The sequence below is a fragment of the Ruania rhizosphaerae genome (assembly GCF_009805705.1).
Taxonomy (GTDB): Bacteria; Actinomycetota; Actinomycetes; order Actinomycetales; family Beutenbergiaceae; genus Ruania; species Ruania rhizosphaerae.
On record NZ_VSMB01000019.1, the window covers coordinates 52,186 to 65,908 of the forward strand.

General features: G+C 68.1%; 15 protein-coding genes. 7 read left to right on the plus strand and 8 right to left on the minus strand.

Annotation, left to right across the window (positions count from 1 at the left end; genetic code table 11):
* The first annotated feature begins 187 nt into the window (after positions 1 to 187).
* Positions 188 to 1,837, plus strand: a complete 1,650-nt coding sequence (gene resB / locus FV560_RS18870) for a cytochrome c biogenesis protein ResB (RefSeq protein ID WP_159623321.1) — start codon at positions 188 to 190, stop codon at positions 1,835 to 1,837.
* Positions 1,834 to 2,877, plus strand: a complete 1,044-nt coding sequence (ccsB, locus tag FV560_RS18875; RefSeq protein ID WP_159623323.1) for a c-type cytochrome biogenesis protein CcsB — start codon at positions 1,834 to 1,836, stop codon at positions 2,875 to 2,877. The genes resB and ccsB overlap by 4 nt, the downstream gene beginning before the upstream one ends.
* Before the next feature lie 104 nt (positions 2,878 to 2,981).
* Here ccsB and FV560_RS18880 read toward each other — a convergent pair whose 3' ends face one another.
* The gene (locus FV560_RS18880) at positions 2,982 to 3,344 is read right to left on the minus strand and encodes a PLD nuclease N-terminal domain-containing protein (protein ID WP_159623325.1); all 363 of its coding nucleotides are present in this window, start codon (positions 3,342 to 3,344) and stop codon (positions 2,982 to 2,984) included.
* Positions 3,345 to 3,367: 23 nt separating this feature from the next.
* Between FV560_RS18880 and FV560_RS18885 the strand changes: the two genes are divergently transcribed.
* Positions 3,368 to 3,745, plus strand: a complete 378-nt coding sequence (locus tag FV560_RS18885; RefSeq protein WP_159623327.1) for a DUF4229 domain-containing protein — start codon at positions 3,368 to 3,370, stop codon at positions 3,743 to 3,745.
* Here the strand turns inward: FV560_RS18885 and FV560_RS18890 are convergent.
* On the minus strand, positions 3,704 to 4,573 hold the full coding sequence (locus tag FV560_RS18890; protein ID WP_159623329.1) for a 1,4-dihydroxy-2-naphthoate polyprenyltransferase: 870 nt from the start codon (positions 4,571 to 4,573) through the stop codon (positions 3,704 to 3,706). The genes FV560_RS18885 and FV560_RS18890 overlap by 42 nt on opposite strands.
* A 207-nt stretch (positions 4,574 to 4,780) precedes the next feature.
* On the minus strand, positions 4,781 to 5,929 hold the full coding sequence (locus tag FV560_RS18895) for an AMP-binding protein (RefSeq protein ID WP_159623331.1): 1,149 nt from the start codon (positions 5,927 to 5,929) through the stop codon (positions 4,781 to 4,783).
* 203 nt (positions 5,930 to 6,132) lie between these two features.
* On the opposite strand from FV560_RS18895, the gene FV560_RS18900 reads away from it, so the two are divergent.
* The 3 genes from FV560_RS18900 (at position 6,133) to FV560_RS18910 (ending at position 8,255) form a co-directional block, all read left to right on the plus strand.
* Positions 6,133 to 7,107 (plus strand): DUF3048 domain-containing protein, encoded by a 975-nt coding sequence (locus tag FV560_RS18900; RefSeq protein WP_235020231.1) that lies wholly within the window; start codon positions 6,133 to 6,135, stop codon positions 7,105 to 7,107.
* 9 nt (positions 7,108 to 7,116) lie between these two features.
* Positions 7,117 to 7,884, plus strand: coding sequence for an LLM class F420-dependent oxidoreductase (locus FV560_RS18905; RefSeq protein ID WP_159623333.1), 768 nt, complete (start codon positions 7,117 to 7,119; stop codon positions 7,882 to 7,884).
* 191 nt (positions 7,885 to 8,075) lie between these two features.
* Positions 8,076 to 8,255, plus strand: a complete 180-nt coding sequence (locus tag FV560_RS18910; RefSeq protein WP_159623335.1) for a hypothetical protein — start codon at positions 8,076 to 8,078, stop codon at positions 8,253 to 8,255.
* On the opposite strand, the gene FV560_RS18915 is transcribed toward FV560_RS18910, so the two are convergent.
* Complete coding sequence (locus tag FV560_RS18915) at positions 8,240 to 9,139, minus strand: tetratricopeptide repeat protein (protein ID WP_159623337.1); 900 nt, start codon at positions 9,137 to 9,139, stop codon at positions 8,240 to 8,242. The genes FV560_RS18910 and FV560_RS18915 overlap by 16 nt on opposite strands.
* Positions 9,139 to 9,786 carry a hypothetical protein gene (locus tag FV560_RS18920; RefSeq protein ID WP_235020234.1) on the minus strand — a complete coding sequence of 216 codons (648 nt, stop codon included), beginning with the start codon at positions 9,784 to 9,786 and terminating at the stop codon, positions 9,139 to 9,141. The genes FV560_RS18915 and FV560_RS18920 overlap by 1 nt, the downstream gene beginning before the upstream one ends.
* Here FV560_RS18920 and FV560_RS18925 point away from each other — a divergent pair.
* Entirely contained in the window at positions 9,730 to 10,869 is a 1,140-nt protein-coding gene (locus tag FV560_RS18925) for an ATP-binding protein (protein ID WP_235020233.1), read from the plus strand. The two genes, FV560_RS18920 and FV560_RS18925, sit on opposite strands and share 57 nt — an antisense overlap.
* Before the next feature lie 290 nt (positions 10,870 to 11,159).
* Here the strand turns inward: FV560_RS18925 and FV560_RS18930 are convergent, their stop codons facing one another.
* The 3 genes from FV560_RS18930 to FV560_RS18940 all read right to left on the minus strand — a co-directional run bounded on the left by FV560_RS18930 (position 11,160) and on the right by FV560_RS18940 (position 13,597).
* Positions 11,160 to 11,987 carry a nucleotidyl transferase AbiEii/AbiGii toxin family protein gene (locus FV560_RS18930; RefSeq protein ID WP_200837805.1) on the minus strand — a complete coding sequence of 276 codons (828 nt, stop codon included), beginning with the start codon at positions 11,985 to 11,987 and terminating at the stop codon, positions 11,160 to 11,162.
* Complete coding sequence (locus FV560_RS18935) at positions 11,984 to 12,553, minus strand: type IV toxin-antitoxin system AbiEi family antitoxin domain-containing protein (RefSeq protein WP_235020232.1); 570 nt, start codon at positions 12,551 to 12,553, stop codon at positions 11,984 to 11,986. Before FV560_RS18935 ends, FV560_RS18930 begins: the two co-directional genes overlap by 4 nt.
* Before the next feature lie 96 nt (positions 12,554 to 12,649).
* Entirely contained in the window at positions 12,650 to 13,597 is a 948-nt protein-coding gene (locus FV560_RS18940; protein WP_159623345.1) for a 1,4-dihydroxy-2-naphthoyl-CoA synthase, read from the minus strand.
* Between the last annotated feature and the right edge of the window lie 126 nt (positions 13,598 to 13,723).

A 13,723-nucleotide genomic window follows, 5' to 3' on the forward strand; every position in this document is an offset into this window, starting at 1 on the left:
GGCCTCGCGGAGGTACGGCGAGGGACGAGGTGTGCCGGAGCAGGGCACCGCAGTGCTTGCACGAAGGGGAGCATGGTGTGAGCGCGAGGAGGCCTCGCGGAGGTACGGCGAGGGACGAGGTGTGCCGGAGCAGGGCACCGCAGTGCTTGCACGAAGGGGAGCATGGTGTGAGCGCGAGGAGGCCGCAATGAGCACCTACCATCCCGAAGGATTGAAGACCGCTCCCGACCCGGGCGAGCAGCCGCCGTCGAGCACTCCGGCAGGCCCGCGGCTGGGCCTGCGAGGCTGGCTGCGGTGGATGTGGCGGCAGCTGACCAGCATGCGGGTGGCCCTCATGTTGTTGTTACTGCTGGCCGCTGTCGCGCTCCCGGGGGCGTTCTTCCCGCAGCGCCCGGTGGACCCGAACGGGGTGATCCAGTACTACCGCGACCACCCTGAGACCGCGGAGGTGCTCGACTCCCTGCACCTGTTCGACGTCTACTCCTCGCCGTGGTTCTCCGCGGTCTACCTGCTGCTGTTCGCCTCGCTCATCGGCTGCATCGTGCCGCGCACCATCGCCCACGCCCGCAACCTGCGCGCCGAGCCCACGCGGGTTCCGAGGCGGTTCTCCCGCTTCGACGTCCGCTCCGAGTTGCGGACCGGGCTCAGCCCTGCCGAGACCGAGCGGACACTCATGGCTGCGCTCGGGCGGCGCTACGTTCGCCGTACCGGCGTGGAAGATCGCACGACGGCGTCCGGCAGCCAGGTGCAGGTGCGCACCATCTCCGCCGAACGGGGCAGGGGACGGGAGACGGGAAACGTCCTCTTCCACCTCGCCCTGGTGGGACTGCTGGTCGTGACGGCGTGGGGCCAGCTGGTGCACTACCGCGGTCAGATCGTGGTGGTTGAGGGGCGCACCTTCGTCAATGCTCCGCTGGACTACGACTCGTTCGACACCGGTGCCTGGTTCGCCGGGGAGTCGGTCGAGCCGTTCCGTCTTCGCCTGGACGCCTTCTCCTCGGTCTTCACCGACGACGCCCAGCCGCGCGACTTCACCGCCTCGGTCACGCTGCTGACCCCCGACGGCGCCGAGCGTGAGCAGGACATCCGGCTGAACCACCCGCTGGAGACAGATTCGACCCGCGTGTACCTCTCCGGCAATGGGTATGCCCCGAAGGTGACGATCACCGACGCCGAGGGTGAGGTGGCGTTCGCCGATTCGACGATGTTCCTGCCCTCGGGTGACCTGTTCTACACCTCGAACGGTGTGATCATGGCCCCGGATGCGAACGGCGGTGAGTTGCAGTACGGCTTCAGCGGGGTGCTGCTGCCGACCGTGCTCGAATCCCCGGAGGGTGACCCGGTGGGCTCGGTCTACCCGGAAGCGCTCGACCCGGTCATGGTGCTCAACCTCTACACCGGTGACCTCGGGCTGGACGATGGGCTGCCGCAGAATCTGTACACCTTGGACACCACGAATATGGAACCCGTGGCCGAGACCGGGCCCGACGGCAGCCAGACCCCGGTGCAGCTGGTGTTGCGCCCGGGGGAGACGGTCGAACTGCCGGACGGGCTGGGCACCATCACGTTCGACGGACTGCCCCGCTTCGCGGCTCTGGACGTGCGATACGACCCCTCGATCCCCTGGATGGGAGTGTTCGCGGGAATGGCATTCGTGAGCCTGATGGCCTCTCTCTTCCTGCCGCGGCGGCGCGTCTGGGCGCGCATCGCCCCCGGCCCGGGCGGGACTACAGTGGTGACGGCGGCTGCCCTGGCGCGCGGGGACGACCCGGGCTTGCGCCGTGAGCTGGACCGGGTTCTGAGTCCGCTCGGCCAGATGACGAAGGAGAACTCGTGAACACCGATCTCGGCACTGTGAGCACGCTGCTCGTTTATGGCGCGATGGCGTGCTACATGATCGCGATGATCGCATTCGCGATCGACGTCTCGGCCCTGGGAACCGGTGCTGCGAAGGACCGGCGCCGCCGTGCTGCCGGGATCGGCATGTCCCTGACGTGGCTGGCGGTCGTGGTGCTCGCAGCGGGGACGCTGCTGCGGGGGCTGGCGGCCGGGCGGGTGCCGTGGGCGAACATGTATGAGTTCACGCTGATGTTCACGTTCTTCCTGACGGCGATCTTCCTGGGAATCCAACGGCGGCGGGACATCCGCTACATCGGCGTGGGTGTGACGCTGCTCTCGCTGCTCGCGCTCGGGCTGGCAACAGCGGTGCTCTACGTCGACGCAGATGGGGTGCAGCCGGCGCTCGACAGCTATTGGCTCGTGATCCACGTCTCGGTCGCCACCTTCGCCACCGGGCTGTTCGGGGTGAGCGCGCTGTTGTCGGTCCTGCAGCTGATCAAGGGGCGGGGGCGCGACGGCGGGTCGGGAGCCTCCGCGGGTGGGGTGGCGGCGACGACCGGGACACAGCGTGGCAGCGACCGTCCCGATGCCTTCACCGAGCGCCCAGGTGCGGTCTCTGTTTCTGCCGCTGCTGCCCCGAGTGCAGTGGTGGACAGTGCTCCGGCGGGTGCGGCTCCGGCGGGTTCCCGAACGGGAGTGCTCTCCCGGATCGTGGACGCTCTGCCGGCCGCAGCGGACCTGGAGCGGATCGCCTACCGGCTCAACGCCGTCGGGTTCGTGGCTTGGACCTTCACCCTCGTGGCCGGGGCCATCTGGGCCGAGCATGCCTGGGGCCGGCCGTGGGGCTGGGATCCGAAGGAGACCTGGACGTTCGTGATCTGGGTGATCTACGCCGCCTATCTGCACGCCCGGGTCACCACCGGCTGGGCCGCCAACAAGTTCGCGTACTTCGCCCTGGTCGGATTCATGGCGCTGCTGGCGAACTTCTACATCGTCAACATCTTCTTCAACGGTCGCCACTCCTACTCAGGGCTGTGAAGCACGGGTCCTGATATCAGGGTCCTGATACCGGCCTGCGCGGTTGTGGGTGGTCGTGTGGCTGCTGCGACCAACCGCGTAGGCAGTGGAGCTCCGGTTCCTGATCAGCTGGGGCGGCCGTCGCCTCGCTCCTCAGGGCCATGCCCATCGTTCTCGGGGTGGTCCTCGCCGGTGCGGTCCTCGCCATGGTGCTCGTCGTGGGTATGCCGGTCGAGGTCGGCGAGGAAGGCCGGGTCGTCGTCCGGAGCGACAGGTCGGGTGGGACGTCTCGGCGTCGTGGCGCCGCCGTTGCCGTAGGTGCGCGACATCAACAGCCAGATCAGCGGACCCAGCCCGGGCAGCACGATGATCAGCAGCACCCACAGCCAGGTCGGGACCCCGAGGCGCCGCCGTTCCTCACCGCCGACGCAGTCGATCACGCAGTACACCGCGAGCGCCAGCAGGCCCAGGCTGATCAGAATCCTCATCACAGACAGCCTACGCTGTGTCTGTGCCCGTCATCGTCTACAGCGCCCTCCGCCTGCTCCTCATCGGCTTGGCCGGAGCGGGCCTCTACCTTGCCGGAATGCGAGGGGTGCTGCTCGTGGCAGCGGCGGTGCTGATCGGCGCCGCGCTCTCCTATGTGCTGCTGGACCGGTTCCGGCAGGCTTCGGCCCTGTGGTTGCAGCAACGGTCGGCCGGGCGGGAGGGAAGGTTCTCCCGATCGCTGCGCGAGGATGCCGACGCCGAGGACGAAGCACTGGACCAGCACGGGAGCGGCTCGACAGGGGTGAGCGAGGCAGCGGTGGAGCAGTCCCCGGAACCCGGACCGGCATCCGAGGCGGACTCAGATCGTCAGCACCACGGCCAGACCGACGCCGAGCGCTAACTCCAGCATTCCGGTGCGGCCCAGCACCGTGATCAGTTCCCTGCCGGTGGCACCGCCGACCACCTGCCTCGACAGGTGCAGTACCGGAAGGGCCAGCCCGCTCAACAGCAGCGCCCACGGCGCCCAGGCACCGATCGCGACGGCGCAGACCACACCGGCCACGAGCAGCCCGGCGTAGGCGAGACGTGCCTTGCGATCGCCCAGGCGCACCGCGAGGGTGCGTTTCCCGGCCACCGTATCGGTGGGGATGTCGCGGACGTTGTTGACCATGAGCAGGGCGCAGGCCAGAGCGCCGATCGCGCAGGCTGCGAGGACCGCCGGAACACTGATCCGGCCCGCCTGCGTGTAGGTCGTCCCCAGCGTGGCCACGAGCCCGAAGAAGACGAACACCGCGACCTCGCCGAACCCCCGGTAGCCGTAGGGGTTCTTGCCACCGGTGTAGTACCAACCGGCGAGTACGCACAGCGCCCCGACGCCAATCAGCCACCAGGTCCCGGCCACCGCGCACAGCACGATTCCCAACACCCCGGCCACCCCGAAGGCGGCATACGCCGCTCGCTTGACCGTTGCCGCGGTAACAGTGCCGGAGGCAGTGAGCCGCACGGGACCCACGCGGACGTCGTCGGTGCCCCGGACGCCGTCGGAGTAATCATTGGCGAAGTTCACGGCGACCTGGAGCGCCAGTGCCACCCCGGCTGCCAGCAGTGCCCGCACGAGCGAGGCCGAGTCGTCGTAGGCGGCGGCTCCGGTGCCGGCGAGCACCGGGGCGAGGGCGGCGGGCAGCGTACGTGGACGTGCGCCGTCCACCCAGTCACGCAGGGTGGGCATGCAGGCTCCGATCGGCTAGGCGGCTCGATGCAGGATAGTCCGTGCGGGCTCGCTTGCCGGTGCCGGCAACCCTCCGGCTGACCGCATCGACACGTATGCGCCGAGCCAGGCACGCGTTCGCCGCGCTCGACGCATACGTGTCGATGCGGCTACTCAGGCGCCGGTCGGGTCCAACTCCGCACCGGGTCCAGAGCGGGGGACGGGCGGTCAGCCCGGCCGGTGCAGCTCCGCCCGCCCCTCCGCCACGGCGAGCGCCGCCAGAGCGGCTGCCGCCCGCCGGTCCGGCTTCCCCGGTCCTCGGAGCGGCAGTTCCGGCAGGTGCACCAGCGCCTGGGGCGCCAGGGGTCCGCCGCCGACGGCGTCACGCATCTGTGCGAGGGTGGCCGGGCCGGCCACCACGGCCGTCACGCGCTGCCCCCACTGCTCGTCCGGAACCCCGACGACGAGGCACTCCACGAATCCGGCGTCCGCGAGTCGTCGCTCCACGTGCGCCGGATGGACGTTCACCCCGCCGGTGATGATCACCTCGTCGAGCCGGCCCAGCACCTGCAGACGGCCGGCCTCGAACCGGCCCGAGTCGGTGGTGCGCAGCCAGCGGGTGCCGTCTCGCTCCACGAGCTCCGAACGCAGCGCACCCTGTGATGCAGTCTCCTCGCCCGGGTCGAGGTATGCCGTCGCGAGCACCGGACCGGCGATCTCGATCCGCCCCTGCGAACCTGCCGTGCGCACCTGCACGCCGTCCAGCGGGACGCCGTCGTACACGCAGCCACCGCACGTCTCGGTCATGCCGTAGGTGGTGACCACGGCGATCCCGGCCTCCCGGGCGCGTTCCAGCAGCGCCGGCGGGGTGGCGGCTCCGCCCACCAGCACGGCGGCACAGGTGCGCAGCGCGGCCACGCACGCTGCGCCGTCGGGGGCCTCCAGGATGCGCAGGAGCTGGGTGGGCACGAGGGAGAGGTACCGCGGCACGTCGGTGCGCATCCGAGCCACGGCTGCGGCGAGGGCGGTAGGGCGGAACGGGCCTGGTTCCATCAGCACGGGTGAGGTGCCGGCGAGGATCGAGCGCACCAGCACCTGCACCCCGGCCACGTGATCGGCGGGCAGGGTCAGCAGCCACTGACCCGGACCGGCCAGACGGGCGTAGGTGGCGTCGGTGCTGGCGCGCAGTGCGGCGGCGCTCAGGGCGACGGCTCGTGCGTTCCCGGTCGACCCGGAGGTGCCGAGCACCAGTGCCGTGCCTGACAGTGTGCCCGCCCGATCTGCTACCGACTGCGCCGCAGGTCCGAGCAGTACCGGCTCTGCGCCGTCCAGCGCGTCTGCCAGGCGGGGTAGCAGGGCGCTCGCGAGGGTGGACACGAACCCAGCCTACGATCGCTGCGCACCACGAGCGGTGCTCCTCGGCCCGAAGGGGTCGTCGCGGGAGAGCGTCTAGAGTGGGGTTCGTGCTTCACGCGCCCGCCACCACCGGACCCTCATCCCCTCGACGGATCGGGCGTGCGGCGGCCGCGGCGTTGGTGCTGATGGTGGCAGCCTGTACGAGCCCCAGCGATCCTGCCCCCATGCCCACCCCCTCGGCAGAGCCCACCCGCACCCCCACGATCGCGGACAAGCAGCATCCGCCCGAACCCGAGGTGCTGGCGACCTGGCCGCTGACCGGGGAGCCGCTCGGGGAGGATGCGGGTGACCACCCGGCGATGTCGATCAAGATCGAGAATTCCGATCAGGCGCGACCGCAGACGGGACTGCAGGCGGCCGACGTGGTCTGGGAAGAGATGGTCGAAGGCGGGATCACCCGTTTCAACGCCGTCTACCACTCCGAGCTGCCTGGCCAGGTGGGTCCGGTGCGCTCGGTGCGACCGATGGACGCCGCGATGTCCGCGCCCTATCAGGGGCTGCTCATCGCCTCCGGTGGTCAGGCGCCGTTCATCAACGCCGCCCGGAGCGCCGGCTCGCAGATCCTCACCGACGACCTCGGGCACGGCGGCTTCACCCGCAGCAGCGCCCGCTTCGCCCCCCACAACCTGTACGGCACCCCGTCCCTCTTCCTGGAGCAGGCCGACGGCGACCATTCCGATCCGCCGCCCGAGCAGTTGTTCTTCGCTCGGCAGGGCACCGGCGCGACCGCAGTCACGGACGGCAGCCCTGCGGAAGGCGTGACGATCTCGTTTCCGCGAGCGACGCCGTCGTGGACCTGGGATGGTGAGGCCTGGCTGCGCAGCGAGGGCGGCGGGCCGGCCACGACGGAGGACACAGGGCGTCTCAGTGCGGTGAATGTGGTGGTGCTGCGGGTGCAGGTGACCACGACCTCCTATGTGGACCCCTCCGGGGCGAACGTGCCGGAGACCATCATGACCGGTGGTGGTGAGGCGATCGTGGCCACCGGAGGGCAGTCGATCGAGGCCACCTGGGCCAAGGACGGCGTAGCCGATCCGGTCGTGCTGACCACTGCCGACGGGGACGAGGTGCTCCTCGCGCCCGGTAATACCTGGATCGAGCTGGTGCCCACGTCCGGGGCCAGCGTGGACGTGTCCTGAGGAGGATGAATGAGTGACGTACGGATCGGTGTCCAGCTCCAGCCCCAGCATGCGGGGGAGTACCGGCTCGTCCGGGACGCGGTGCTCCGCGCCGAGGACGCGGGCGTGGACATCGTCTTCAACTGGGACCACTTCTTCCCGCTCACGGGTGACCCGGAGGGGTACCACTACGAGTGCTGGACCATGCTCGGCGCCTGGGCCGAGCAGACCGAGCGGGTGCAGATCGGGGCGCTCGTCACCGGCGGCGGGTATCGCAATCCCGACCTGCTCGCCGACATGGCCCGAACCGTCGATCACATCAGCGACGGCCGGCTGATCCTCGGGGTCGGCGCCGGCTGGAACGAGCGCGACTACGCCGAGTACGGCTACGAGTTCGGCACGCCGGGCACCCGGCTCGCACTCTTCAAGGAGTACCTGCCGCGGCTCGTGGGTCGCCTGCAGCGGCTGACCCCGGCCCCGGTGGGAGAGCTGCCGTTGCTCATCGGCGGCGGGGGAGAGCGCAAGACGCTGCGGTTGGTAGCCGAGTACGCCGATATGTGGCACGCGTTCGGCGACCTGGAGACGTTCACCCACAAGAGCGGTGTACTTGAGCGGCACTGCGCCGATGTGGGGCGCGACGCCTCTCAGATCCCCCGGTCGACCGCCTGGCCCGGCGCGGACCAGGCTGATGCCTTCGTCGATGCCGGGGTGGGTCTTTTCACCATCGGCACCACCGGACCGGACTACGACCTGGACGAGGTGCGGGCCGCCGTCGCCTGGCGGGACACACGCGGCTGAGCGATGCGCAGGTGTGCGCACCGGCGTTGAGCCCGTGTGCCGGGGTGCAGCACTGGACTGGAGCGCCTCACGCGAGTCGTGTCTGTCCACCCCAGGGATGACGGCCGCTGCGCCACAGGGCGGAGGCGGGTGCTCGAACGCGAGCCCCGGGGCCGATGCCCGGAGGCGGTGGTGGCGGCGACGATCGAACCATGACCACGATCGACGCCCCCACGCCCACCGACCCCACCGATCCGACTCAGCCGCGCCCCATCCGTGACTCGCTGCTGCCAGCGACACTCGCCCTGCTCGCCGTGCTCGCGCTGCTCACCGGCGCCGCGGTCGCGCTCGGCGCGATCGTGCGGGTCATCGCCTCCTACGTCCTGACGTGACCTCGATCAGCGACAGATCTCCTCAAGTAGTTGCGCAGCAGGAGCGGCATCAGCCACACGTAGAGCACCAGCACGATGCTGAGCCCGATGAGCGCCAATGCGGGCACGAGCAGGTCTGCGCGCTGCAATGCGTAGATGCCGACGGCAAGGATAATCCACAGAGCGAATCCCACGGGGCGCTGAAAGGGTTGGACCGGTCTCATCAGCGGATGTCGATCCACCATCGCTGCCAATGCTCGTTCGCCCAGCCCCTGGTCGTACGGCCGCGAGGCGGCTGCCGACTGGTATCCGGCGGACGACTCCCTGAACTTTCCCCGTAGGGCACTGGTACTACCCACGAGTTCCTGCGCCTGCGGACTCTCGGGGTAAGCCGCGAGATACTCCTGGGCGATACGACGCGCCTGCTGATCGTTTCCTCGTGCGAACTCTAGAACCACCCGCATCCGGTAGAGATCCGGATCCTCAGTGTCGACGTGCGCTGCCTGCTCGAGAAGGCGACCGGCCTTGTCGAGTTGATTGGCCGAGATGCACAGGTTCGCGTAGTCGCACAGCGTTGGCACATGTTCGGGCTGCAGTTCCAACGAGCTCAGATAGGCACGTTCCGCCGCCGCCAGGTCTCCCCGCCGGGCCTCGGCCTGCCCGATCACTTGGTAGATGCGTGGTTCAGGGCCGCCGATCGCCACCGCCTGCATCGCCGAATGCAGAGCCTCGTCGGCGTGACCCAGTGAAATGAACGCTACCGAGCGGAGAAAGTGGGCATGCGGATGATCAGCCGTCGCGGCGGGCAGGGTGCTGAGCTCGCGCAGAGCGTGCTCGGGCCTGTGCATGTCAAGATACGTGCCCGCTCGCTGGAGGATCGCGTCCGACTCGTCTGCTGGGGTCATCAGCTCAGGGAGGCCGTCAGAGGAATGACGAGAAGTAGTTGGATCACCATGCCTATCGCGCAGATGGCGACAGCAGGACCGAGCAAGCGAGCCGGTGCGCCACCTCCGAGGATGAAGGTGCGGGCGGGGCCCTTCTGGATCGTTACCACGATCGCAGCCACGGCCAGTCCACCAGCCATGCCGAGGTAGCGCACCAGTCGAGTGTCGTCCAGCGTGTAGGCCGCGATCAGCCACCCGATCAAACCCGCCGAACTCGCCGCGACGATAAGAGCCAGGTGACCGCGCGACTGGTTGAGCCGCCGACCGTTGAGGAATCCGATGATCCCGATCGGCAATGGGCCACCCAGTGTGCCCACGAGATAGAAGTAGGGAGTATTCCACGGTGGCTTGCCGTGCCGCGGTGTGCCCTGTAGCGAAGGAGTGAACAGGTCGTCGGTCATCGTTTTCCCCCAGTTCCTCGGTGCCAGCCTGGTGACCACACCATAATGGCGGGCATGAACGATGAGGGGCTGATTGAGAGCTTGATTGTTGCCGTGCGAGCCCGGCCTGACGACGCAGTGTTGCGTCGCCACCTGGCTGACGTGCTGATCATGGCAGGTCGTGGCGCGGAAGCTGTGGGCCATCTGGCCGCAGTCCTCACCGATCATCCAGACGATGCCGAGACTCAGCGGTTGATGACGAAGGCACTGAGCGGCGGTTCTACGAAGCCGGAGCAGTCTTCGTCGACTCCGTCCCCGCCGTCGGCGTCTATTGACTGGTCGCAGTACGAGAACGAGTTGGAGGCTGTCGTGCCACCGCGGTTCGTGCGCTCCAGTGGCGGTCCAGATGCGGTCGAAAGCGAAGCCGGGCGACCGACCGATGTCGAGCAGCCGACGAGCACTCTGAACGATGTGGGTGGGCTGAAGGAGGTGAAGAAGCGCCTGGAGATAGCATTCTTCGTGCCGATGCGCAACGACAAGCTTCGTGCATTGTTCAGCAAGTCGCTTCGTGGCGGACTGCTCCTCTACGGCCCGCCAGGGTGCGGAAAGACGTTCCTGGCCCGCGCCGTTGCCGGAGAGATGGGCGCTCGGTTCATGAGCCTGTCGATCACCGACGTGCTGAGTGTGTGGCTCGGGGAAGCCGAATGGAATCTGCATACCTTTTTCGAGCGTGCCCGCACGGCCGCGCCGTGTGTTGTGTTCATCGACGAGTTGGACGCTCTCGGGCATCGGCGCAGCCAACTGACGTCCTCGTCTCTGCGTACGCTGGGGAATCAGCTCCTCACTGAGCTCGACGGGGTGGATCAGAAGAACGACGGACTGTTCGTGCTCGCAGCCACGAATGCACCATGGGACGTCGACGCTGCGCTTCGACGTCCGGGTCGATTGGACCGGACCGTCCTGGTCCCGCCGCCGGATGCAGACGCGCGCGAAGCGATTCTCGCTGTGCATCTGCGCGGTCGCCCGATCGCGAACGTGGACCTACGGGCGTTGGCAGCCGCAACCAGCCAGTTCTCGGGCGCTGATCTTGCGCACGTATGCGAGACGGCGGCTGGGATTGCCATGCACGAATCGATCACCACAGGCACCGTGCGGATGATCGAGCAGCGCGATTTGCATGCAGCGATCGCAGAGATCCAGCCATCAACGTTGTCCTGGATGCAGGCAGCCCGGAATGTGGTGATGTTCGGAAACGGCGACGGTACTTACAACGACCTGGCCGCATACCTCCGCAAGCGGAAGGGACGGTGACGCATCCGATTTCGCGACGTGCAGCAGGTGACCGCCCCATCACACTACGCCGGAGATCGGCCGGCGGTACAGCGCCTTCTGTCCTGGCTGCCGCCACAGCATCCCTCGACAGGTCGCTCACCTGGGGAATGAGAGATCAGTAGTGCCAGGCCGAAGCGCGGCACGTTCATCGGCTGTTGCTGGTCATCGTTGGCATGTGCGGCGGACCTGCGCAAACGTGGCGGTGGCCGTTGGCTGTCGTCAGTCGTGACCTGGTGTCCTGCCACATTAGCGTCACATCACGCGAGCGATCAGGATGCTGCGACGCGACGCACGAACTCGTTCACCCAGGCGACCGCGTCGTCCACGGAAGCAAGCACGCCGACGCCTTCCGTCGCCGCTGCGTAGAGGCTGTCCCACTGCTCGCCGACGCCGATTACCGGTGGCCAGGCCTGTCGCTGCCGATAGGCGAAGAGGCGGCTACAGGATGCCTTCACCTGTGCGAGGTCGAGGTTCTCGCCCATGTCGAGGAGTTGCAGGTCGACGAGGTCGCGGGCGCGTTCACTTCCAGGCTCGGACACGGCGTGCAGCTTCTGCGCGACCTGATGATCCGCCCGCATCACTGGGATTGGTTGCGGCGCGGAGAGTCCGAGCTCGACGAACAGGTCCACGAGATCGGGTGCGATATGGAGCTCCGGATCAACGACATCGTCGATCTCGTTGTGCCCGAGCTCGAATTTCACCGTCCGCCACGACCGGCCGAGATAGTCGAGCTTCACGTCGAACGGCTGCATGACATAGGCGGGAGGAACGCCCGCGGGTCGCGGTGGCGTCCGATCGACCAGACGCCCAGTGAAGCCAGCCCAGCCCTGGATGAGCGAGGCTTCGAAGTCGTCGAGGAAGTCCATCAACGGCACGGCCCGCGCGGCATCGAGGTCCTGGGTGAATCGGCTCTCAGCGCGGCCGTAGCGCAGCGCCATCGCCGTCCCGCCCTTGACTGCACCTTGGGGCAGCATCTGGCCGACGGCGACCATCGCCATCGTGATCTGGCGGCGCAACGAACTGGTGTGATCGTCTTCCAGGTTGCGGATGCGCTGCTCCAGCGACTTCAGGTTGGGCGGTGGGCTCGGGTACGTCACGAAGCACTCCACGCCGCTGAGTTCGGGCCAGCCCTACGCAGCTCGCGTTGCAACTTCGAGTGCTCGACGCGGGTCACCAGACCTTCCTTTCGAGCATCACGGGCTGCCTCACGCAAGCGACTCGGCTCGATTCGACCTCGGCAATCGAGGATCGCATCGGCCACGCGCATGGCCAGCAGACCCTCATAGCGAGTGAGGCTCGGCGGCTGACCGAGCGGCGGGGCGCGAACCTCGATGTAGGCCGGCATCTTGGCTCGTGTCCGCTTCGGTGCGACAACGCGGATCTTGGGGGGATTGACATCAGCAAGCCCGAACAGCGCCAGCACCGAGTCCCCTCGCAGGTAGGCGCCCTCCCCCGCCCGCAGCAGAGCCTCGGCGAACTGATCGAAAGGCGATGCCGGTGCGTCTGGCACGCGATAGATCCCATACGCAACGTTGATGAGTGCACCGCGCCCGGCCAGCTTGCGCAGTTCAACTGCTGGGACGCCCACGTCGAGTGCCTGCTTGGTGGTGATGAAGCCGTACTCGCCCAGCGCGATCTCGCGCACCAAGTCGCGATACTTCACACCTCTAACCATGGCACAACCGTACCGGTAACGGTACTGTAGTGCCAGACGATCATGTCCTTGAAGGCGCATCTCCGCGTTGTGTCAGCGTCCAGATCAGTAGTACCAGGGGAACCCCGACCAGTCCGGGTCCCGCTTGGCCAGGAATGCATCGCGCCCCTCCACAGCCTCATCGGTCATGTAGCCCATCCGGGTCGCTTCCCCGGCGAACACCTGCTGGCCGGCCATCCCGTCATCGGCGAGGTTGAACGCGAACTTCAGCATCCGGATCGCCTGCGGTGACTTGGTGGCAATGATCCGCGCGTACTCCAGTGCCCGCTCCTCCAGTTGCGCGTGCGGGACTGCCTCGTTGATCGCCCCCCACCGCTCGGCCTGCTCCGCCGAGTACTCCCGGGCCAGGAAGAAGATCTCCCGCGCCCGCTTGTCGCCGACCTGCCGGGCCAGCAGTGCGGACCCGTAGCCGGCGTCGAAGGAGCCCACGTTCGCATCGGTCTGCATGAACTTCGCGTGCTCGGACGAGGCGATCGTCAGGTCGGCCACCACGTGCAGGCTGTGCCCGCCTCCGGCGGCCCACCCCGGTACGACGGCGATCACCGGCTTGGGCATGGTGCGCATCAGTCGCTGCACCTCGAGGATGTGCAGGCGGCCCGCCCGCGCCGGGTCCACCTCCCCGGCCGTCTCGCCCTCGTAGCGGTACCCGTCCCGGCCGCGGATGCGCTGGTCGCCACCGGAGCAGAACGCCCAGCCGCCGTCCTTCGGGCTCGGGCCGTTGCCCGTGAGCAGCACGGCGGCTACGTCGGAGCTCATCCGGGCGTGGTCGAGTGCCCGGAACAGCTCGTCCACGGTGTGCGGGCGGAACGCGTTGCGCACTTCGGGCCGGTCGAAGGCGATCCGTACCACGGGGAGGTCGGTGGTTGCGTCCTCGGAACGTCGCACTCCGCGGTGGTAGGTGATGTCGGTGAAGTCGAAGCCGTCGATGTCGCGCCAGCGGTGCGGATCGAACAGGTCCGAGACCGGGGCGGGTACTGGGGGGTTCTCACTCACGATTCGACTGTAGCGAGGTTCGCCCACTCCCACTCCTATGCGCCGACCGCTGAGTTGTTCGGCGAATGGCTGGCGATGTCAAGGGGTCAATGCAACTTCGGGCGGATTGGCGAGTAGGTGGGTCAG

Bases quoted from the DNA above. Each gene is read 5' to 3' on its own strand.
- resB (WP_159623321.1), top strand. From the start codon at position 188: ATGAGCACCTACCATCCCGAAGGATTGAAGACCGCTCCCGACCCGGGC.
- FV560_RS18880 (WP_159623325.1), bottom strand. From the start codon at position 3,344: ATGAGGATTCTGATCAGCCTGGGCCTGCTGGCGCTCGCGGTGTACTGC.
- FV560_RS18890 (WP_159623329.1), bottom strand. From the start codon at position 4,573: ATGCCCACCCTGCGTGACTGGGTGGACGGCGCACGTCCACGTACGCTG.
- FV560_RS18900 (WP_235020231.1), top strand. From the start codon at position 6,133: ATGCCCACCCCCTCGGCAGAGCCCACCCGCACCCCCACGATCGCGGAC.
- FV560_RS18905 (WP_159623333.1), top strand. From the start codon at position 7,117: ATGAGTGACGTACGGATCGGTGTCCAGCTCCAGCCCCAGCATGCGGGG.
- FV560_RS18910 (WP_159623335.1), top strand. From the start codon at position 8,076: ATGACCACGATCGACGCCCCCACGCCCACCGACCCCACCGATCCGACT.
- FV560_RS18915 (WP_159623337.1), bottom strand. From the start codon at position 9,139: ATGACCCCAGCAGACGAGTCGGACGCGATCCTCCAGCGAGCGGGCACG.
- FV560_RS18925 (WP_235020233.1), top strand. From the start codon at position 9,730: ATGGCAGGTCGTGGCGCGGAAGCTGTGGGCCATCTGGCCGCAGTCCTC.
- FV560_RS18920 (WP_235020234.1), bottom strand. From the start codon at position 9,786: ATGATCGGTGAGGACTGCGGCCAGATGGCCCACAGCTTCCGCGCCACG.